This is a genomic window from Nocardia sp. NPDC059195 (assembly GCF_042754695.1).
GTDB lineage: Bacteria > Actinomycetota > Actinomycetes > Mycobacteriales > Mycobacteriaceae > Nocardia.
Genome location: NZ_JBHZBG010000003.1, coordinates 23084 through 42532 on the forward strand (window position 1 = coordinate 23084; position 19449 = coordinate 42532).

At 67.5% G+C, this 19449-nt stretch carries 21 protein-coding genes; 14 read left to right on the top strand and 7 right to left on the bottom strand.

Translation table 11 applies throughout. The features are described from left to right. Positions 1-124: 124 nt before the first annotated feature. The gene (locus tag ACFXKN_RS04900; RefSeq protein WP_378949860.1) at positions 125-1489 is read right to left on the bottom strand and encodes a lipase family protein; all 1365 of its coding nucleotides are present in this window, start codon (positions 1487-1489) and stop codon (positions 125-127) included. Between the two features lie 254 nt (positions 1490-1743). Continuing rightward, the gene (locus tag ACFXKN_RS04905) at positions 1744-2973 is read right to left on the bottom strand and encodes a lipase family protein (protein ID WP_378949862.1); all 1230 of its coding nucleotides are present in this window, start codon (positions 2971-2973) and stop codon (positions 1744-1746) included. Positions 2974-3227: 254 nt separating this feature from the next. Between ACFXKN_RS04905 and ACFXKN_RS04910 the strand changes: the two genes are divergently transcribed. The 4 genes from ACFXKN_RS04910 (at position 3228) to ACFXKN_RS04925 (ending at position 5325) form a co-directional block, all read left to right on the top strand. Then, complete coding sequence (locus ACFXKN_RS04910) at positions 3228-3491, top strand: hypothetical protein (RefSeq protein WP_379432443.1); 264 nt, start codon at positions 3228-3230, stop codon at positions 3489-3491. Positions 3492-3571: 80 nt separating this feature from the next. Beyond that, the gene (locus tag ACFXKN_RS04915) at positions 3572-4051 is read left to right on the top strand and encodes a DUF2599 domain-containing protein (RefSeq protein ID WP_379432444.1); all 480 of its coding nucleotides are present in this window, start codon (positions 3572-3574) and stop codon (positions 4049-4051) included. A gap of 12 nt (positions 4052-4063) precedes the next feature. Continuing rightward, complete coding sequence (locus ACFXKN_RS04920) at positions 4064-4717, top strand: NAD(P)-binding oxidoreductase (RefSeq protein WP_379432445.1); 654 nt, start codon at positions 4064-4066, stop codon at positions 4715-4717. Between the two features lie 353 nt (positions 4718-5070). Beyond that, complete coding sequence (locus tag ACFXKN_RS04925) at positions 5071-5325, top strand: hypothetical protein (RefSeq protein ID WP_378949870.1); 255 nt, start codon at positions 5071-5073, stop codon at positions 5323-5325. Positions 5326-5410: 85 nt separating this feature from the next. Here ACFXKN_RS04925 and ACFXKN_RS04930 read toward each other — a convergent pair whose 3' ends face one another. Both ACFXKN_RS04930 and ACFXKN_RS04935 read right to left on the bottom strand, forming a co-directional pair. After that, positions 5411-6295 carry a helix-turn-helix domain-containing protein gene (locus tag ACFXKN_RS04930; protein WP_379432446.1) on the bottom strand — a complete coding sequence of 295 codons (885 nt, stop codon included), beginning with the start codon at positions 6293-6295 and terminating at the stop codon, positions 5411-5413. A gap of 18 nt (positions 6296-6313) precedes the next feature. Then, positions 6314-6547, bottom strand: coding sequence for a DUF397 domain-containing protein (locus ACFXKN_RS04935; RefSeq protein WP_378928334.1), 234 nt, complete (start codon positions 6545-6547; stop codon positions 6314-6316). A gap of 353 nt (positions 6548-6900) precedes the next feature. On the opposite strand from ACFXKN_RS04935, the gene ACFXKN_RS04940 reads away from it, so the two are divergent. The 6 genes from ACFXKN_RS04940 (at position 6901) to ACFXKN_RS04965 (ending at position 12988) form a co-directional block, all read left to right on the top strand. Continuing rightward, a complete protein-coding gene (locus ACFXKN_RS04940) occupies positions 6901-7089 on the top strand; it encodes a hypothetical protein (protein ID WP_378949875.1) in 189 nt (62 codons plus the stop codon). Between the two features lie 88 nt (positions 7090-7177). Continuing rightward, positions 7178-7612 (top strand): CBS domain-containing protein, encoded by a 435-nt coding sequence (locus ACFXKN_RS04945; protein WP_378949877.1) that lies wholly within the window; start codon positions 7178-7180, stop codon positions 7610-7612. 68 nt (positions 7613-7680) lie between these two features. After that, entirely contained in the window at positions 7681-8976 is a 1296-nt protein-coding gene (locus ACFXKN_RS04950; protein WP_379432447.1) for an aminotransferase class V-fold PLP-dependent enzyme, read from the top strand. 39 nt (positions 8977-9015) lie between these two features. After that, the gene (locus tag ACFXKN_RS04955; RefSeq protein WP_379432448.1) at positions 9016-10269 is read left to right on the top strand and encodes a heavy-metal-associated domain-containing protein; all 1254 of its coding nucleotides are present in this window, start codon (positions 9016-9018) and stop codon (positions 10267-10269) included. Then, a complete protein-coding gene (locus ACFXKN_RS04960) occupies positions 10266-11675 on the top strand; it encodes an alanine racemase (protein ID WP_379432449.1) in 1410 nt (469 codons plus the stop codon). Before ACFXKN_RS04955 ends, ACFXKN_RS04960 begins: the two co-directional genes overlap by 4 nt. Next, positions 11675-12988 (top strand): pyridoxal-phosphate dependent enzyme, encoded by a 1314-nt coding sequence (locus ACFXKN_RS04965; protein WP_379432450.1) that lies wholly within the window; start codon positions 11675-11677, stop codon positions 12986-12988. Before ACFXKN_RS04960 ends, ACFXKN_RS04965 begins: the two co-directional genes overlap by 1 nt. Here ACFXKN_RS04965 and ACFXKN_RS04970 read toward each other — a convergent pair whose 3' ends face one another. After that, positions 12989-14506, bottom strand: a complete 1518-nt coding sequence (locus ACFXKN_RS04970; RefSeq protein WP_379432451.1) for a condensation domain-containing protein — start codon at positions 14504-14506, stop codon at positions 12989-12991. 215 nt (positions 14507-14721) lie between these two features. Between ACFXKN_RS04970 and ACFXKN_RS04975 the strand changes: the two genes are divergently transcribed. The 3 genes from ACFXKN_RS04975 to ligD all read left to right on the top strand — a co-directional run bounded on the left by ACFXKN_RS04975 (position 14722) and on the right by ligD (position 17327). Further along, a complete protein-coding gene (locus ACFXKN_RS04975; RefSeq protein WP_378949889.1) occupies positions 14722-15108 on the top strand; it encodes a cold shock domain-containing protein in 387 nt (128 codons plus the stop codon). Between the two features lie 144 nt (positions 15109-15252). Then, positions 15253-16332: an ATP-dependent DNA ligase gene (locus ACFXKN_RS04980; protein WP_379432452.1), complete on the top strand. Its 1080-nt coding sequence runs from the start codon at positions 15253-15255 to the stop codon at positions 16330-16332. After that, entirely contained in the window at positions 16329-17327 is a 999-nt protein-coding gene (ligD, locus tag ACFXKN_RS04985) for a non-homologous end-joining DNA ligase (RefSeq protein ID WP_378949893.1), read from the top strand. Before ACFXKN_RS04980 ends, ligD begins: the two co-directional genes overlap by 4 nt. Before the next feature lie 9 nt (positions 17328-17336). On the opposite strand, the gene ACFXKN_RS04990 is transcribed toward ligD, so the two are convergent. Further along, positions 17337-18056 carry a hypothetical protein gene (locus tag ACFXKN_RS04990; RefSeq protein WP_379432453.1) on the bottom strand — a complete coding sequence of 240 codons (720 nt, stop codon included), beginning with the start codon at positions 18054-18056 and terminating at the stop codon, positions 17337-17339. A gap of 259 nt (positions 18057-18315) precedes the next feature. Between ACFXKN_RS04990 and ACFXKN_RS04995 the strand changes: the two genes are divergently transcribed. After that, on the top strand, positions 18316-18666 hold the full coding sequence (locus tag ACFXKN_RS04995) for a hypothetical protein (protein WP_378949897.1): 351 nt from the start codon (positions 18316-18318) through the stop codon (positions 18664-18666). Here the strand turns inward: ACFXKN_RS04995 and ACFXKN_RS05000 are convergent. Then, on the bottom strand, positions 18663-19373 hold the full coding sequence (locus ACFXKN_RS05000; RefSeq protein WP_379432641.1) for a TetR/AcrR family transcriptional regulator: 711 nt from the start codon (positions 19371-19373) through the stop codon (positions 18663-18665). The two genes, ACFXKN_RS04995 and ACFXKN_RS05000, sit on opposite strands and share 4 nt — an antisense overlap. Positions 19374-19449: the final 76 nt, after the last annotated feature.

The following is a 19449-nucleotide window of genomic DNA, read 5'->3' on the forward strand; positions in this document are numbered from 1 at the left end:
AATGGCTTGTCGAAACCGCCCAAAACATAAGCCGCAGAATTCCTTACGAGACGATTGTCACGTGCGGTCTGGGCAGGTCACCACGCCCTCTCGAAAACGGCCATGACGGGGCACAGGAAAATATTCAGCATTCGCTGCGCGCGGGAACCCCGAGGAGTCGCTCGTCGAGCCACAACATCGCCTCCGGATAGCCGGTCGCCGCACCGATGATGTGTTCACCGAGCACACCGCGATACACCGCGCTGGCACCGAGTTCGCACTGCTCGGCATAGAGATTGCGCGCGCCCTCGGCGGGGATCCAGAATTCCTGGTCACCGTTGTAGATGTAGAGCGGAGTAGCCGAGCGCAGGCCTTCCATCCGGGTGATCTCGTAGATATCGGTGGCCAGTTCCGAACGCAGCGGGTCGGCGATATTGGCGCCGACATCGATCGGCAGATGCAAGATTCCGGGCACCGCGAACACACTGGCGCACGTATCTTTCATAATCGAGGTCGTCACCCAGCGCCCGAGATTGTTCATCGCGGCGAGGATTTCGGGTCGTTCCCGGCCGATCGCGAAGGTCGCGGCCATAAATATTCCGGATGCGAGATTGGCATTCATGCTGCGCGACAGGATTTCGAAGTCGGCCGGTACGCCGCCGAGTGCCGCGCCGACGATCGCGCCGGCCAGTTCCGGAGCGTAGGAATCGATCAGCTTGGCCGCACCGTGGGTAGCGATGGCGCCGCCGGAATAGCCGGTCATCGCGAAGCGGCTCTCGCCGTAGGACACCGGGTCGAGACCGCGCAGCGCCCTGATCGAGTCGAGCACCGCGTGCCCGGCGACATACGGTTCGGCATAGGCCATCCACGGGCCTTCGTGGTCGGGCACCAGGACCGCGTATCCGCGCAGTACCGCCAGCTGGGTGGTCGGCGGAATGAATTCCGTCGCACTCGACTGTGTTGTCAGGCCGTGCGCCAGTGAGTAACCCGGGGTGCATTTGCGGCCGAGCGCGTCGATCGGCAGGTTGTTCACCAGCACGGGGCGGTCTCCCGGCCCGGTCCACTCGGTGGCGGGCACGATCAGGGTCGCGGTGGCGTAGGACGGCCTGCCGTGCGCGTCGTCGGTGCGGAATTTCAGCAGCGTCGCCGAGCGGATGGGCACCAGGGTCAACCAGGCCGCGGTCGCGGTGACGTCGCGGGTTTCGATCAGATCGCCGGGCGACAGCTCGTCCAGCCCGGCGGGCCACTGGTCGAAGATCGGATCACCGACCGCCGACGGCAGTACCGCCGCGTGCAGCGCCGCGAGCTCGGCGGCCGGATCAGCGGCGTTCGGCTGGATCGGCGAGGGAAGGACCCGGTCGATCCAGCGCTGCAGATCAGGCAGGAAACCGGGTGTCCCCACCTGTGGCACCGGGAATTCCTGGGTCGGCGGCGGATCGGCGGCGGCAGTGCCCGCCGCGAACGAGAAGAGCAGCAGCATCGAACAGACAAGTACTCGAACAGATCTCATGGCACACACGCCTTCGGGTGGCAACGGATTCGTCGATGACGTGCCACCATGCGGTGCTTCGGCCCCCGCCGAAACTCCCCCACCGCGCCGTCGTCAGAGCAATCACGCTACGTGGCGCCGCTACGCGACCTCGGCGTTGTGCCCGACTCGTGTGCGCAATGCCGCTGTATCGCAACAAGAATCGCCCCATCGCGCGACGAATCGACCCGGATCCGCATCGGGGGCGAGCGGATTCGGGTCGATCGACACCGGACTCAGCAGGTGCTGGGCGCCGGCTCTCCCCGCAACCGGGCATCGAGCCAACTCAGCGCGGTAGGCAGTCCGAGCACAGCCGCGCTCAGATGGTCCGGGGTCGGTGTCTGCAGGCTGACCACCCTGGCGCCCGCGGCACACCACCGATGCGTGGTCGAGGTGATCGCGTCGACCGGAATGAGGCCATCGATCGGCGAATGCCATTCGAAGACAGGCATTGTCGGCACGCCGGGATACAGCTCGAGGCTGTTCTCCTCCACCACGGCGCGCGCTTGCGGATCCGCCACCAGCGAGGTGGTGGCCGCGAAGTCCAGGATGCCGCGCCCCGCGCCCGCCCCGAGGATGTCGTTGGTGCAGGCGTCGCGGATCGACGCACGGGCGGCCAGGCCACTGGCATTCATCTGATCACTGATCGGAAACCGTTGCGGGTATTCACGTTCCAGCCCGATCCCCGCCGCCAGCGCGAGTCCGAACACCGGATGCGAGCCGAAGCCGAGCCCCTCCAGCATCGACACCAGGTTCATCGGCACCCCACCCATCGCCGCACCCGCGATCGCCAGCTCGGGCGCGTACTCGGGCTGCAGTGCCGCCGCCCACGCCGTCGCCATGCCACCACCGGAGTACCCGGCCATCGCGACCCGGCTACCGCCGACCCGCAGCTGCTCGACCCGGCGCACCGCACGGATGCCGTCGAGGGTCACCTGACCGCCCAATTTCGCGGCGCCATACGCGAAATTCGGCCCGAGGTGATCGGGCACGGCCATCGTCCAGCCGCGCTGGAGCGCGTAGTTCCAGGCCACCGCCTCGCGCACCATGAGGTCGGGATCGTCGGTGTAGAGGACTTTGGAGACCGAGCACCGCGTGCCGAGGCCGTTGATGATGTGCTGGTAGGACAGCACGGGGGCATCGGCGCGGTGGTTGTTCGGCTGTAGCACCGTTGTCGTGGCGGCGATCGGGTCGCCCGCCGAGTTGGTGGAGCGGAACTGGATCAGGGTGATCGTGGTGTCGGGGAACATGGCCAGCGGCGGCATCGGCCGCACGTCGAGCACGTCTCCGGGCTGGTGATCGTCGAGGCCGGTCGGCTGGCTGTAGAAGGGGTCGGGGTCCGCACTCGGGTACAGCGGCGTGGTGTGGCCCGCCCCCGCGGAGACCACGGTGAGCACCGCTGCCACCACGCAGACCAGTAGTGTTCGGCGCGCCCCAGTGTGTCGTGCCCCGGCAACCCAGATCATGCGGCTGTCCCTCCCGTGTCGCTGCTGTCGAGAGCGATCCTCGCCGGTACCGTGGCTCCTCGTCGACGGGTCGCCGCGAACATCAGCGGAGCTCACAACCTCACCTGGTGCGTGTTGTGACCGGAGGCAGCACGTACGCCGATATGCGGGCGCACCGCCGCGGCGACAGGTGGTTTGTGAGATCTCCAAGCGAAATCGGAACGTGTTCCTCTCGACGGTGCAACACCTACCGTCGAGTAGGAAGGCGCTCACCAGTGCCGGGGCGAAAGGAGCACGCCATTATTCCCACCGACGAGAACATCGCCCGCATCGACCCGAACGAGATACCGACCCGGCGGATCACGGTCTACTTCGACGGCCCGACCCCCGAGGACGCACTGGTGCTCGAATACGCGGCGACCCAGGCCGAGGCATGGGAGTTCACCTCGGCGGCCGTGCATTCCGGTCTGCTGGTCACCGTCGACGGCCACGTCGGCCCCGGCCTGCGCCGGTTGCCGTGCCGGTCCCTGTGGCACTGACGATCGCGGCACCAACTCGTCGACCGCACTAGGCTGGCACGGCGGGCGTTCGTCGGCCCGCGGTGACAGAAGGGGCGTTCGTGACACGGTGGCAGTTCGTACTCGCACTTGCCGCGGCGGCCGTCCTCACCGGCTGCGGCTCGGCCGACACCCCGGATGTCACCGCCACGTCCACCGCCCCGACCACCACCACCACCAAGAGAGTGCCCGCCACCATCGCACCGCCCACCACCACAGTCGACCCCTACGCGGGCCTGCCCCTCATCGATCACGTGACCTGGACCGAGAACGTCGACGGCCCCCGCCTGCTCGTCTTCCCCACCCAGGCGGGCCGCAAGACGGCCGCACCCGGCACCGACGAGCTGGCCTGGCAGGAAGTACGCGCCCTCGACCCCGATGCCGACGCGCCGGGCATGCGCGACCAGTTCCTTTGCCACTGGGTGTGGGCGAGGATGGTGGCGCCCGACAAACCGAGCTGGAATCTCGAACCGTGGCGCCCCGACGTCGGCTATCAGGCCACGGTGGCGGCGAACTGCAATCCTGGCGGCCCCGAACGCTGATAGGAGCACCCCATGCGCATCGTCATCGCCGGTGGACACGGCAAGATCGCCTTACTGCTCGCCCCATTGCTGACCCGGCGCGGTGACCACGTCCACGCGCTCATTCGAGAGCCCGGTCAGGCTGCCGATATCGCCGCGACCGGCGGCGTCCCGGTCATCTACGACATGGAGCGCGACACCCCCGCCGACCTCGCGGCCGCGGTCGCCGGTTCGGATGCGGTGGTATTCGCCGCAGGTGCAGGCGCAGGCAGCGGCGTGGCCCGCAAATACACGGTCGACCTCAACGGTTCGGTGCAGCTGGCCGACGCCGCCGCGCAGACCGGCGTCGCGCGGTTCGTGCAGATTTCGACGATGGGCGCAGGCAGCCCGCCCGCACCGGGCACCGACGAGGTGTGGGCCGCCTATATCGACGCCAAGACCCGCGCGGAAGCGGATCTGCGGACACGCGATCTGGACTGGACGATCCTGCGTCCCGGCATGCTCACCGACACCGCAGGCAACGGTCTGATCACGCTCGGACCGCCGCCGATTCCGCGCGATTCGGTGCCGCGCGCCGATGTCGCCGCGACGCTCGCGTCGATCTTGTTCGCGGACAACACTTTTCGACGCACACTCGAGCTGGTATCCGGATCGCTGCCGATCGAGTCAGCCGTCGCGGCCATTTGATAACCAGAAATTAACTATCGCAGGAAATTTCGCCCGCCTGCCACGATTTCCGCCCACCCCGGCCACTGTGTCGTCACCCGATGAACACCGCGAACCGCCGGTCACGCCACTATTCGAGCACCGCCCATGGCGAGGGCGGTGCCGCGACCCCGGATTCGCCGCTCAGAAGCGGGGAAATGCGCCGCATCGAGACGGAATCGATCGTGCAGATGTGCTTGCATCTGAAAGTGTCTCCGTCCTAAACTCAGGGCCGCAACACAATTCAGGGGATATCAGGGGAGGCCGCGAGCGGCACACCCGGGGCCAGGATTGCCTTGGGTTTGCCACTGCCTGAGTAGCACAGGGGCATTCACATGAACAACACCAAGGGCCGATACGGCCTCGCCGATCGCGCGGCGACCACCCACCCCGGCACCGCACGATGGTCAAGGGAAAGCGCGGTCGCCTTCGTCATCGATGCCGTGGAATCCACCGGCGCGGCGACCCGCAACGATTTCGATATCGACCGGATCGTGACCACCGCGCACGAACTCGCCGACGACTGGGATCTACAGACGCTGACCCCGGATACCTTCTGGCGCATCGCCGCCGGCTGTATCCGGTACTGAACACCGAATCGGTACCACGACGATCGACTGCGCCACCTACTGAGCAGCCCGATCGGGTTCTGGCGTTGCTGATCCCGCTCCGGCGTCAATCCCGCTCGGCGTAGGACAGCAAGATCTCGCGGGAGCGATCCGGCCGCTCGGCCTGGACGCTGAGCTGATCCATCACCGACAGATACATCGCGAGGTCCTGGCGACGCTCGAGATAGAGCGCGCTGGTGAGTTGCTCGAGGTAGACGATGTCGGGCAGTTCCGGCTCACCGAAGCGCAGAATGCTGAACGAGCTGCCCGCCGCCGCGTGCCCGCCCGCCGCGTACGGCAGCACCTGCACGGTCACGTTCGGCAGCTCCGACAGTTCGGCCAGGTAACGCAGCTGTGCCTTGTGCACCTCGCGACCACCGATCGGGCGGTGCAGCACGGCCTCATCGATCACCGCCCACACCACCGGCGGATCCATCCGATGCAGGACGTCCTGGCGTAGCTGACGCACCTGGACCCGGCGCTCGGTTTCGGCGTCGTCGAAACCGAGGCCGACGATGGCCCTGGTGTAGTCCGGCGTTTGCAGCAGGCCGGGCACCAACTGGGCCTCATAGGTGCGGATCTGGCTGGCGGCCTGCTCGAGCCCGAGGTAGGTGCTGAACCACGACGGCAACAGATCGCTGTAGCGATGCCACCAGCCGGGTTCGCTGGCCTGCCTGGCCAATTCGAAGAACGCGGTGCGCTCCATGGGGTCGTGCACACCGTAGAGCGTGAGCAGATCCCGGATGTCGCGTTCCTTGAAGCCGGTGCGGCCCAGCTCGAGTCGGCTGATCTTGGCGTGCGAACCGCGAATCGCGTCACCGGCGGCCTCGCGGGTGATGCCTTTGCCCTCGCGTAGCTTGCGCAACTGGCCACCGAGCGCGATACGCAACACGGTAGGGCCGCGGTCGACAACAGGTTGCACGCGACCGATCTCGTCGGGTTCAGCCGTCATGAACCCAGATGCTACCGATTACCCAGTGAGGTAGTCGAACTCTCCGGCCTTCGCGCCGCGGATGAACGCGTCGATCTCGGGCCGGGTGTAGAAGATCACCGAGCCCTGCGGGTCGCGCGAGTTGCGCACGGCGACCGAACCGTCGGCGGCTTCAGCGACCTCGACGCAGTTGCCGCTGGGGTTGCTGTAGGTGCTCTTACGCCACGCGCCGGCTCCCGGGCGTTCACGCTGATCATGCTGCATTCCGGACATACCGCACTCCTCCTTCTCGAATGATGCCCATCGGTACGAAAATTGCAGATGCACGCACAAACGTTCTTGCATCTGCGTTGCGCGATGGGGACATTAACACGCGAAACACCACCGCGCACCGGTCGGTACTTACCCGACGTCATGACCGGGGGGACGCTTCGACCGAGTCGTCCAGCCCCCTGAATTCGTAAGCGCCACAACCCCATCGCGGCCCGACACGGCCACAACGAACGTGCAGATGTGCTTGCATTCGAAAACGACCCGCCCGTAGACTCAGGGCGCAAGATCACCGGGAGGTTCGTCGGCTCCATCAGCCGGACAGACCTTTCGTCGCCGGATGGGAGGGGACTTCGATGAGTAGTCCGTTTCAGCGCCACCTCGGTGCCGCGATCGCACCGCCCACGGCGTGTAGCGACGAGCCGAACGGGCTCACCTACCGTCAGGCGCGCGAGATGCTGCGTCAACACGACATCCACGGTCCGCAGTGCCGTCAGTGGTTGGCCGCCGCCGCGTACCTGTCCGCGGGGCTGGACGACGAATAGTGCGGTCGTAACGTCTTCGTGCTGGTCAGGCCGGTTCCGACAGGTCATGCTGGTGGGCGAGGTATCGATTCGGACAGGTGGTGCGCGTATGCGGATAGCGGAGATCCTGCGCAACAAGGGCACGGCGGTCACGACGGTGCCACCCCAGACCACGGTGCGTGAGCTACTGGCGGCGCTGGCCGAACACAATATCGGCGCGGTGGTCGTCTCCCCCGATGGCTCGGCGATCGCGGGCATCGTCTCCGAACGCGATGTGGTGCGTCATCTGCATGCCAACGGTGCCGCACTGCTGGATCGGCCGGTCACCGACATCATGACCGCCCGGGTTCGCACCTGCGGGGCCGATGAAGACGTGTCCTCACTGCGAGATGTGATGACCGAGCACCGGATCCGGCACATGCCGGTGGTGGACTCCGACCGGCTCATCGGCATTGTCAGCATCGGTGACGTGGTGAAGAGCGAGATCACCGAACTGGCCGCCGAGCGGGAACACCTCGTCGAGTACCTCCAGGGCAACTACTGAGCCCGACGCCACCCCGCGGTGCCGAAAAGCCTTGCGCCTGAGAATTCTTCGCGAGCCGTACCAGAAACGTGCGTATCGTTGAGCAGGTGCACCCCGCCCGGCCCGAGCTCGCCGCCGCCTCGGTGATCCGGCACGCGCCCACCCCGGTGCCCGCCTCGATCCGCGCGCGGTTCCCTGCCCTGGCCGATCCCGCGGTGGTCTATCTGGACAGCGCCGCGACGACACAGAAGCCCGACACCGTCATCGCGGCCGTCACCGACTACCACCGCGAGCACACCGCCAACGCGGGCCGCGGCACCTACGGCTGGGCCACCTCGCTGTCGGCGCGGATCGCCGCCGTCCGTACCCGAGCGGCCGGTTTCCTCGGCGCGCAGCACGGCGACGAGATCGTGTTCACCAGCGGAGCCACCGCCGCGCTCGGCGCGATCGCGCACAGCTGGGGCCTGGCCGAGTTGAACGACGGCGACGAGATCGTCTACAACCCCGCCGATCACGCCGCCAATGTGCTGCCGTGGCATCACCTGCGCGACACCCTCGCCCGGTTCGGCCGCCGAATCGTGTTGCGGCCCTATCGCAGTACCGCGACCGGCGAAGCCGACATCGATGACATCCTCGCGCAGGTCGGGCCGCGCACCCGACTGATCACCACCAGCCACCTGCATCACGTGTACGGCGGGCTCACCACCCTCGAGGAATTGCACGGCCGGATCGACCCCGAGATCCTGCTGTGCTTGGACTGCTCGCAGAGTGGTGGGCACCTGCCGGTCGACGTGACCGCGCTACGCGCCGATTTCGCGGTCTTCGCGGGGCACAAGATGTTCGGCGCGCCCGGCACCGGCCTGCTGTACTGCCATCGCCGGGTGCACGACAGACTGCGGCCGTTCCTGCCCGGCGGGCATTCCGGGGTCACGATCACCGATGCCGGTCTCGTCGGCACCGGAATGCCCGAACTGCTCGAGGGCGGCACCCACAATATTCCCGGGATCCTGTCCCTGGCACCGGCTTTCGACCTATTGGACGAACTCGATCGGTTCGCTGTCGCCGAGCACAACCGGGTGCTCACCCTGCGGCTGGTCGATGGCCTGCGCGAGGTCCCCGGGCTCGATTTCCTCCCCGGGCCCGCGCACGCCGCGTGCGCCGTCGGCTACGGAATCGTCTCGTTCACCCTCGACACGCTCAGCGCGGCCGACCTCGGGTTCGTATTGGCCGATGCCGGATTCCTGGTGCGCACCGGGGCGCACTGTGTGCCCTCGGCCGATGCCGGGAACGCGTCGGTGCGGGTGAGCACCCACCTCTACAACACCCTCGACGAGATCGACCGATTCGTCGCCTGTGTGTCCGGCATCGCCGGGCACGGGCGCTGACCCGACCTGTCCCGATGCCCCCGACGCCGAGGAGGAACGATGGGTACACCCACCGTGCAGCACTACGATCGCCGCGCCGCGTCCCGGGTATTGGCCCGATTGGCCGCCCCTGGACTCTTCGCCTCCACCGAACCACCGCCTCCGGTTCGAATCGCCTTCCGTACCCGCGCATTACCACCCGAGACCGGCGCCGCGCTGACGCAGTCCCAGCGGATGTACCTGGAACGGTTCATGCGACCCTGCCGCCCCGACCAGGTGACCAGCGCGACCCACCGCCTCACCTGGACCGACAGCGCGGGCATTCCCAACACCGGCTACTTCCACACCGCGGGCTCAGGTCCTGAACTCGCGGTGATCGCGCGGGAAACCGTGCTCGCACTGTGGCATTCGCTGTCGGCATCCGGTCTGCCGGCGCGGGCCGAGGCGCTGCCCGCCCGCGATCACGGCGTCCTTTCCGCGACCACCACCGATCACGATCCGCACGAGATCTTCCGGGTCGGGATCGAGGCAACGGGACGCGCGCTGGTCCAGCACGGACTGATCGCCGCCGACACCCCGTATCGCGGAGTCATCGAATTCGCCAGGGGAATCCATGATTCCGGCATCTTCACCGCCGTCGCGACCCGCTGGTTCTGGGAGTTGCAGGCGTCGACCTTCCGGCGCGGGATGATCCCGGTGCGATTGGCCACCCAACCCGATGGGTCCGTGCGCTACACCGCCGATTCGATCGCCGTCCTGCGCGCGATGAAGGACGCCACCATCGCCGACGCGCACGCGGTGATGCTGCGCGCGACCACCGAGGAAGGCCTCGATACCGAGGCGGCCGTCGCGAAGTACCACGACGACCTCGACCTGATCTCCCGGCAATACGCGCTGCTCCCGGCCGACACCCGGCCCACCTGCCTCGCGGCGACTCAGCACGACATCGACGGTGTGGGCGTGCACGTGCTCGCTACCGTGGCAGACCGGTTCGTCGAGATGTTCGCCGCGCTGGCGGGCTCGGTGGAGGTGGTCGAGGACCTGACCGAGGAACGACCCGGAACCGACCCGGCAGGCGACGACGGTGTCTTCTACGTCCCCGATATGAGCTGCCGGCATTGCGTCCGCACGATCACCGCGCTGCTCGAGTCGATGGATATCCCCCTCGTCGACATCGATCTGGAATCCAAGCGGGTGATCGCCCGGATCCGGAGCCCGCGCAACAGGTCGCGCGTGTTCGAGGCGTTGCGCGACGGCGGCTACAACCCGGTCGACGATGTGCCGGCGCAGGTGCCCGGCGCGTCGGTGGGATGATCCCGCCCGCCGTTCCCGCCGCGCTGCATCCGCTCGTCGCCGCGTTTCTCACCGATCGCGACGGCGTGCGTGCGGCGCTGCGCCACTACGGCTCCCCCCTGCATCTGGTGTTCCCACAGGTCTTCACCGCCAACCTCGTAGCGCTGCGGACCGCGCTCGACGCCGGGTCTTTCCGGCATCGAATCTGCTACGCGCACAAGGTGAATCGCTCGGCGGCGTTCGCCCATACCGCCGCGCACGCGGGAATCGCCGTCGATGTCGCGTCCGCGCGAGAACTGTGTTCGGCGTTGTCTGCCGGATTCCCCGCCGACCGGATCGAGGTGACCGGACCCAAAGGCGCCGCGATGCTGCGAGCCGCACTGACGGCGGGGGTGACGGTCAATGTAGACAATCTCTGGGAACTCGCGGCCCTGGCCGAGCTGGCCCCGCCGGAGCCGACAGTGCCGGTGTTGCTGCGTGTTTCGGGATTCTCCGGTAGCTCGCCGAGCCGGTTCGGCATCGATCTCGCCGATGTCGCGACAGCGCTGGACCTACTGGTGGCGCACCGCGATCGGCTGCGGCTGCTCGGGTTCGCCTTCCACCTCGATACCGCCGCCACCACCGAACGGGTCAACGCTGTCGGCGACTGTCTCGAACTGATCGAACGCGCCTACGCGCACGGTCTCGCGCCGACCGTGCTCGATATCGGCGGCGGCCTGCGCCAGGTCTTCACCACCGACGCCGCGGGTTACGACGCCTACGACCACGTACTGCGGGCAGGTCTGCTCGGGCGTGGACCCGCGATGCACTGGGGCAACAACACTTTCGGCTACCACCTCGCCGACGGAATGGTGCACGGCGGACCGGTGTTCCACAAGTACGCCAATACCGCACCCGCCGCCGATATCCTCGCCGAACTACTCGCTGCTCCGCTGCCCGGACACGGTGGACGGGCGCTGGGGACGGTGCTCACCGACAACCTCCTCGACCTCTGGCTCGAGCCGGGCAAAGCGCTGGTCGACCACGCCGGAATCACCGTGGCGCAAGTCGAATTCGTCAAACAGGCGGGCAACGGCGCGACGCTGGTACATCTGGATCTCAGCCGCGACACCGTCACCGCCGCCGACCAGGAGGTGCTCATCGATCCGATCGTGCTGACCGAAGAAGTCGAATCCCGGCCTGTCGGGGTGTATTTCGCCGGGCACCTGTGCCTCGAGCGCGACCTGGTCACCCAGCGGCAGGTGCGCCTCGCGCGGTTGCCGTCGCCGGGCGATCCGGTGGTGTTCGCCAATACCGCCGCCTACCACATGGATCTGTCGGCCGCGCAGGCCAGCATGCACCCGGTTCCGGCGAAAGTCGCTGTGCTGCATCGCGAGGGACGGTTCACACTCTGCCCCGATGCCGACTATCGCCCCGGGGACCGGTGATGGTCTACACCCACATCACCGAGCTGATCGGCAACACTCCCCTGCTGCGCCTGGACCCCGCCGTCCACGGGTTACCCGATGTCGACCTGTACGCGAAACTGGAGTCGCACAACCCTTTCGGTTCGGTGAAGGACCGCGTCGCCTGGGCGATGATTCGCGACGATCTCGAGCGCATCACCGAGGGCGGACAGTCGTTCATCGAGGCGTCGAGCGGCAACACCGCCAAAGCCCTGCGGGTACTCGGCGCACTGCACGGCATCCCGCTGCGCGCGGTCACCAACCGGATCAGGGTGGGCGAGGTCCGCCAACTGCTGCAACTGCTCGGCACCGAGATCGTGGAACTTCCCGGCCTGTCCGAATGCCCCGATCCCCATGCGGCCGACGATGTTTCGGCCGTCATCGAACAGACCATCAGCCAGGCCGATGGCCGCTGGTATCACCCCTCGCAATACACGAACGAGCGCAATATCGCGGCCCACCACGACGGCACCGGTACCGAGATCGCCACCGACCTCGCGGACGCGGGCATCGGCCATCTCGACTATCTGATCGGCGGCCTCGGCACCACCGGCTCCACCCGCGGCACCGCGACCGCACTGCTCGCCCACCATCCCGGGCTGCGCACCATCGGGGTGGTGTCGGACCGTTTCGACTTCATTCCCGGTATCCGCTCCGAGCGCGAGATGTGGGAGGTCGGCCTGTTCCAGCCGGATTTCTACGACGAGATCGTCACCGTCGACTCCGCCGCTGCCATCGCCGCGACCCTCGACCTGGTTCGCGGCTACGGCATCCTCGCGGGGCCGACCAGCGGCGCAGGCTATTTCGCCGCCCTTCGCGCCCTGGCAGCGGCACCGCGACCCGACGACAGACCACTCGTCGCCGTATTGATCGTGTGCGACCGGATCGAACCGTATCTGTCCTATTTCGCCAAACGCAGGCCGGACCTGTTCGGCAAGCCCACCGGACCGCCGCCGCCGAGCCCCGACGACACCGCGCCGACGCTCTCGCCCGCCGCGCTGGCCGAACTCGACCGCACCGGCAGACCCACTGTCGTCGATACCCGTGGCGCGATGGCCTACCGAGTCGGGCATGTCCCCGGCGCGCTCAACATCCGCGACGACCAACTCGACGAAATGCTCACCCAGGGCGTGCCGTTTCCACGGTCACGGCCGGTGGTGTTCGTGTGCCCCGTCGGGGAAACCTCGCTGCGCTTCGCCGCACTCGCCCACCGCGCGGGCTATGAGGCGTTCAGCCTCGCGGGCGGCATTGTCGCGTGGCGCGACGCCGGATACGCCATGGAGCGCGGCGGCTGATCAGACGAGCGCCCTGGTCGCCCGGCGGACGGTGCTCAGCGAACGACCGCGACCGGTGGTCGCCAGCAGGGCCGCGAGCGGGCCGCGATACCCATCGGCGAGCAGTCCGACGACCGCACGGAAGCGCGCGACGAACTGCTGTGCGGTCGCCTCGTCGAACCGGGCGATCGGATAGATGAACGACCCGTCGATACCGGCGGGCGTGCCGAGCTGATCGTAGTGATCGGTGAGCCCGAACTCGAGATCATGCTTTGCCCTGACCACGCCGGTCGGCACCTCGGTGATCGAAAGTCCACGTGCCGGTATCAGTTCAGTGGTGGTGCGCGGTGCAGCCGCCCGCTGCAGAATGAGCGTCGCCTGGAACAGCGGGAGCGCGGCGTCCTGCAGCAGACAGCGCTTGACGCGGGGGTTGGGGGTGTCAGGGTGGGCGTACGCGGCGAGCGCGACGCGGCGTACCTGATCGATGAGCTCGCCGACGTCACCCGCACGGTCGAGGCGGATTCGCATCAGTACATCATCGGAGAAGTTGCCGACGAGATCATCGAGCAGACGGTGATCGCGACCCGAAACCGCCGTGGCGACAGTGACATCGGCGCTTCGCGCGAAGGCGCCCACAGTGAGGGCGAACGCGGCCTGCACCACCATGAACAGACTCGCCCGCCCGTCCTGCGCCACCCGCAGCAGCCCGGCGTGGGTCGCGGCGTCGAACGAGATCGGCAGCAGCGCACCGGCGACCGGGTCGATCGGCGCCACGGGCTGGTCGCGGCCGGGCAGGTCGAGCAGGGCGGGACGGCCCGCCAGCGCATTGGCCCAGTACCGCAGCTGATGGGTCGCCCGGCTCCACTCGTCGGTGAACTCGCCGAGCTGCTCGTGCTTCCACAGGGTGTAGTCGATGTAGCTGATCGGCAGCGGCGGCCACTGCGGGGAGGTGCCGGCGCGACAGGCCAGGTAGGCGGTGACCAGGTCGCGGATCAGCGGTCCCATCGAGCGGCCGTCGACCGAGATGTGGTGCACGACAAGGGCCAGGACCACATCGCCAGGGCCGAGCACGAACAGCCGCGCCCGCACCGGCAGATCCCGGGTGAGGTCGAAGGGCTGCCCGGCCAGTGCGGCGACCGCGGAAGCGAGTTCGGCTTCCGCGACCTCACATTCGGCCACATCGAGGACGACATCGCCGGGGTCGACCACCTGCTGAGCCGGGCCGAGCTCGGTCACCGGATAGCGGGTTCGCAGCGGATCATGCCGCGCGACAAGGAGTTTCAGCGCCCCACGCAGTGCCGCCACATCGACCGCCGCGCCGCGCAAGCGCATGGCCCGCGCGACATTCCAGTCCGCGGACCGGCCGAGCCGCGCGGCATGCCATATCCGCTCCTGAGCGGGCGCGAGCGGCACATATGCCGGACACGGTCGCGGGCCGAGCGCCGGTGGCATGGAGGGCCGCAGATACGCTGGGGCACTCCCGGTGCGGGCCGTCGCCGACAGAACGCCGCGACCGACATCGAATCCCCCCGATCTCATCCCCACACCGGGGTCGAGCACGCGTCTACAACCTCCACACCGTTCCGACAGGTGAGGAACGCTAATGACCCGATGTGAACACACAGTTGCCAGATCGTGACCATGCTCGGTCGACCGTCCGCATCGCGAATCCGAAGATTTCGCCCACTATCCACTTTCCGGGCGAAATCGCCCAAAAGCCGCGTTAGAGTAGCGACGGGAAGCGGAGCGAGGAGTTGTTGGTGTCCATCGGGAAATTGGTGTCGTTCGACGGTTCACGGGGTTTCGGGTTCATTCGGCCCGACGACGGCGGGCCCGATGTATTCGTCCACGTCAACGACATCGGCCTCGACGAGGACGAGCTCCGTCAGGGTCGCCTGTTCGAATTCGATGTGACCGAAGGTGACCGGGGCCCCAAAGCGATCAATCTGACCGGGGTCGGCCAGGCCCCCGCGGCCCCGAAGACGCGTAAGAACGGCGACCGGCTGGGTCCCGACGAACTGCGTCAGCAGATCACCGAACTGCTGCTGGAGGCCTCCCCGGCGCTCACCGCCGCCGAGATCATCACCATCCGCGACCGGTTCACCACCTTCGCCGACGAGCACGGCTGGCTCGACAGCTGACGCTCGCGGACCGCTGAGCGCGACAGGCGCGCACCCGATGTCCGCGCACGTGTCGGTGCCCCGTCCTACGATCGCCTCACACACCGATGAATCGGGCGTGTTCGCATCGTCGACACGGGTGTACAGACCCGCGAGGAGGATCGGATGGATCTACCGGTGATGCCGCCAGTGCGCCCCATGCTGGCCAAGTCGACGCCGTCGCTACCGCGCGAACGAGGGCTGCGCTATGAGCCGAAATGGGACGGCTTCCGCTGCATCGTGTTCCGCGACGGTGACGAGATCGAACTCGGTTCCCGCAACGATCGCCCGCTCACCCGCTATTTCCCCGAGTTGGCCGAGCTGCTGAAAGCGGCGCTGCCGCAACGCTGTGTCGTCGACGGTGAGATCGTGGTGGTCACCGAGCAGGGCCTCGATTTCGATACCTTGCAGCAGCGGTTGCATCCGGCGGCCTCGCGGGTGAACAAGCTCGCGGTGGAGACACCGGCCAGTTTCGTCGCCTTCGATCTGCTCGCCCTCGGCGATCGCGATCTCACCACCGAACCGTTCGCGCTGCGGCGCCGCGAGCTCGAATCGTTGCTCGACGCCGCGCCCGGCCGCATCCACCTCACGCCGATCACCCAGGATCCCGACGTGGCTCAGGACTGGTTCACCCGGTTCGAAGGAGCGGGCTTCGACGGTGTGATGGCCAAGTCCGACGAGCTGGCCTACCTGCAGGACAAGCGCGTGATGCTCAAGATCAAGCACGAACGCACCGCCGACTGCGTGGTCGCCGGATACCGGATGCACAAGGACGGCGAGGGTGTCGGTTCGCTGCTGCTCGGGCTGTTCGACGACGAGGGCAATCTGAATCATGTCGGGGTGGCGTCGAGTTTCACCGCCGCCCGGCGCCGCGAACTGCTCGGCGAGCTGGCGCCGTTACGCGAGAACGCGCTCGACGACCATCCGTGGCGCAACTGGGCCGACGCCGCCGCGCAGGCGAACGCCGACGGCAAGATGCCGGGCGGGGTGAGTCGATGGAGCGGCGGCAAGGACCTGTCGTGGGAGCCGTTGCGGCCCGAGTTGGTCGCCGAAGTGCGCTACGAGCACGTGCAGTCGGGGCGGTTCCGCCACGGCGGGCGGCTGGCCCGGTTCCGGGCCGACCGCACCCCGGATTCGTGCACCTACGCCCAACTCGACGAAGTGGCACCCGCCGAGCTCGACGCGATCTTCGGAGGCGGCCGATGAGCACCGCGGTGGAACTCGACGTCGACGGCCGTGCGCTGACGATCAGCAATCCCGACAAGATCTACTTCACCAAACGCGGCGAGACGAAGCTCGACCTGGTCAACTACTACCGGGCCGTCGCCGACCCGCTGCTCGGCGTGATCGGTGGGCGTCCACTGCTGCTGGAACGCTATCCCGACGGTGCGTCGGGCAAATCGTGGTTCCAGAAGCGGGTACCGAAGTCGGCGCCGGACTGGTTGCAGACCGTCGAGGTGTCCACCCCGAACGGCACCACCAGCGACGCGCTGGTCGCCCACGATCTCGCGCATATTCTGTGGGCGGTGAATCAGGGCTGCCTCGGCTTCCACGTGTGGCCCAATCACGTTCCCGATCTGCGGATCGCCGACGAACTGCGGATCGACCTCGATCCCTCGCCCGGCATCGGATTCGACGATCTGCGCCGCGCTGCGGTGCGTACCCGCGAGCTGCTGGCTGAACTCGGCATCGACTCGTCCATCAAGACCTCGGGTTCGCGTGGCCTGCACATCTACGCGGCACTGGAGCCCCGGTGGGACGGCTACGAGGTGCGGGCGGCCGCGGTGGCGCTGGCCAGGGAACTGGAACGCAGGCACCCCGAGGAGATCACCGCGCAGTGGTGGAAAGAGGAGCGCGGCTCGCGGGTGTTCATCGATTTCAATCAGAACGCGCCGCACAAGACCGTGTTCGGTGCCTGGTCGGTGCGGCCGAAGGTCGGCGGCCAGGTGTCGACACCGATCACCTGGGCCGAACTCGACACCGTCGTCCCCGACGAACTCACCCTCGCGACCGTGCCCGCGCGCCTCGCCGAGTCGGGTGATCCGTGGGCGAACCGGGCACCGCAGTCGATCGAACCACTGCTGGAAATGTCGGAGCGCGACATGGCGGCGGGGCTGATGGACGCACCGTGGCCACCGCAGTATCCGAAGATGCCGAACGAGCCACCGCGCGTGCAACCGAGCCGGGCCAAGAAGGACTGAACTCCAGATCTACTCGGTGGTCCAGGGCGACCAGACCGCGGCGCTGCCCTTGCCCTCGCACACGAGCGCGTGGTTGTCGGAGGTGCGCCCCGACTTATCCACCGAGGGATCGCATTTCGCCCCCGCGCTGTAGTACGACCCCGACACCCGGAACGGCCCTGACCAGGTGTGACCACCCGGTCCGCGCAGACACAGCAACGTTGCACCGTCTGCGGCCACACCGAGCAGACCGGCCTTCTCCGCGGCACACTGCGTGCCCTTCTCGACGACGCTGCCCTTCTCCGCGGGACTCGTCACTGGGGCGGCCTCAGTCGTCGGCGCGGCTTCGGTCACCGTCGGCACGCCGTGGGAAGTCACCGACACCGGCGAGGGTGTCGTCGCTGCCGACTGGGCCAGCGTCGGAACGGACACATCCAGCCCGCCGAACACCGCGAGCCCGATCGCGATCGCGATCGCCGCTTCGGAGATGCCGAGCAGTAACGCCAACATCGCGATCCCCCGCCCACGCGGATGCCCGAACGACAGCAGCCCGAACACGATCGCGATCGGGAACAGCACCACCAACGCGGCGGCGAGCGCCACCATCGCGTACGGATTCACGCGCGGCTGGTCACCGCGGCCACCACCGCCCGAACCGTCCGATGACACCTGCGGCCAGCGCTGGCCGTTCCAACGCCGATCGTCGGACTCCTGCTCGGGGTCGTCGTCCCATTCCTCGTACCGTGCCATCAACCCCGGGTTCCCTCTCCGATCTCCCCGGGCGCACAACGAAACCGGTGCGACGCCGGGTTACGCGACGAGAATAAGGACTCAGAGCCCGGTAGGACAGCTCAAACGCAAAATAGGGTCACAGTGACATAACGTGTGATTCCGCGGTAACCCGCCTGGTAACGAACCGGCTAACACCTTTGCCTCCTCAGAAGGAACAGGTTCATGCTGGTCATCAAGTGCACCACTGCGCGCACTCCTGAGCTCGCGAGGAGGACTCATGTCCGACAGCACGCCTTCGGCAGACCGAACCTGGCATGCCCAAGCCGGCGATCTGCTGGCCGACGATTACAACGTTCCCGGCATCATCATGTGCGCGATCGGGGTGGTCGGGCTCGCCTGCACTCTCGTCGCAGCGGGCACCGAGCACACCGGGTGGGCCGTGCTGGCCGGGATAGCGACGGTGTTCTTCCTCGGCGGCGGCGTCGCGGCGCTGATGTTCGAACATCACCGCGAGCAGAAGATCGAACAGGCGCTGGGCCGCACCGGCCACGCACCCGGCCATGCCGGACCACAGCGATACAGCGCCGCGGTCGCGATGCCACGCCCGCGGCGCGCGCTCGATTCCTAGCGATGTCGCGTTGTCGGCTCGGTGCCGACAACGTGGGGGATCGTCTGGGTGATGATCGTGAGCAAGGTGTCGGCCAGCAGTTGATGGATCTGTGCCCGGTTGAGCGTGCCGCGGGTGATCCATTCGCGCCCGGCGACTTTCACCAGGCCCGCGTAGGCCAGTACCAGTGCGCGCAAGGGTGCATTGTCTGCCAGATCGGGGCGTCCGATCATCACCAGCATGCGTTCGGCGGCGGCATCGTCGGCCTGGTCGAGGATCTGCTGCACCTCGGGGTCGTCACCGACGCCCTCGTGGCTGGTGACCTTCACCCAGGTGGTGCCGTGCTCGGCGATGGTGTCGAGCAGCCAACTCACGATCGCGTCGACCCGCTCGCCCGGCGTGCCGTCGGGAATGGAGACCTTGTCCTGACGCGGCAGGGTCACCATGCGACGCACCACCGCCAGATACAGGTCGCGCTTGTTGCCGAAGTAGTGGTTGATCAGGCCACGCGCCACCCCCGCTCGCTGGGCTAGTTCCGCAGTCGACACCGCCGCGTAGGGCCGCTCACCGAACATGTCGATGGCACAGGCCAGGATCTGCGCGCGTCGCTCGTCGGGTTCGAGCCTGCGCCTGCGCGGCGCGTCTGCGGTGTCGGTCTCCAGCGGGGAAATCGGGCTGCTCCGTCGGGTTCGAATCGTCGTCGCGCGGTTGCGGCAACGGCCCATCACGATACCCAGCGGGTCGCTCGCGCGGCCAATGCGACAATAGATGTCGTCCACCGCTCCCGCACGAAGGAATGTCGCA

What these genes read in the sequence shown, in the direction of transcription:
- ACFXKN_RS04945 (WP_378949877.1), top strand. Translation starts at nt 7,178, where the DNA reads ATGCGGATAGCGGAGATCCTGCGCAACAAGGGCACGGCGGTCACGACG.
- ligD (WP_378949893.1), top strand. Translation starts at nt 16,329, where the DNA reads ATGAGCACCGCGGTGGAACTCGACGTCGACGGCCGTGCGCTGACGATC.
- ACFXKN_RS04965 (WP_379432450.1), top strand. Translation starts at nt 11,675, where the DNA reads ATGGTCTACACCCACATCACCGAGCTGATCGGCAACACTCCCCTGCTG.
- ACFXKN_RS04920 (WP_379432445.1), top strand. Translation starts at nt 4,064, where the DNA reads ATGCGCATCGTCATCGCCGGTGGACACGGCAAGATCGCCTTACTGCTC.
- ACFXKN_RS04930 (WP_379432446.1), bottom strand. Translation starts at nt 6,295, where the DNA reads ATGACGGCTGAACCCGACGAGATCGGTCGCGTGCAACCTGTTGTCGAC.
- ACFXKN_RS04960 (WP_379432449.1), top strand. Translation starts at nt 10,266, where the DNA reads ATGATCCCGCCCGCCGTTCCCGCCGCGCTGCATCCGCTCGTCGCCGCG.
- ACFXKN_RS04925 (WP_378949870.1), top strand. Translation starts at nt 5,071, where the DNA reads ATGAACAACACCAAGGGCCGATACGGCCTCGCCGATCGCGCGGCGACC.
- ACFXKN_RS04905 (WP_378949862.1), bottom strand. Translation starts at nt 2,973, where the DNA reads ATGATCTGGGTTGCCGGGGCACGACACACTGGGGCGCGCCGAACACTA.
- ACFXKN_RS04990 (WP_379432453.1), bottom strand. Translation starts at nt 18,056, where the DNA reads ATGGCACGGTACGAGGAATGGGACGACGACCCCGAGCAGGAGTCCGAC.
- ACFXKN_RS04935 (WP_378928334.1), bottom strand. Translation starts at nt 6,547, where the DNA reads ATGTCCGGAATGCAGCATGATCAGCGTGAACGCCCGGGAGCCGGCGCG.
- ACFXKN_RS04940 (WP_378949875.1), top strand. Translation starts at nt 6,901, where the DNA reads ATGAGTAGTCCGTTTCAGCGCCACCTCGGTGCCGCGATCGCACCGCCC.
- ACFXKN_RS04980 (WP_379432452.1), top strand. Translation starts at nt 15,253, where the DNA reads ATGGATCTACCGGTGATGCCGCCAGTGCGCCCCATGCTGGCCAAGTCG.
- ACFXKN_RS04970 (WP_379432451.1), bottom strand. Translation starts at nt 14,506, where the DNA reads ATGAGATCGGGGGGATTCGATGTCGGTCGCGGCGTTCTGTCGGCGACG.
- ACFXKN_RS04900 (WP_378949860.1), bottom strand. Translation starts at nt 1,489, where the DNA reads ATGAGATCTGTTCGAGTACTTGTCTGTTCGATGCTGCTGCTCTTCTCG.
- ACFXKN_RS04955 (WP_379432448.1), top strand. Translation starts at nt 9,016, where the DNA reads ATGGGTACACCCACCGTGCAGCACTACGATCGCCGCGCCGCGTCCCGG.
- ACFXKN_RS04995 (WP_378949897.1), top strand. Translation starts at nt 18,316, where the DNA reads ATGTCCGACAGCACGCCTTCGGCAGACCGAACCTGGCATGCCCAAGCC.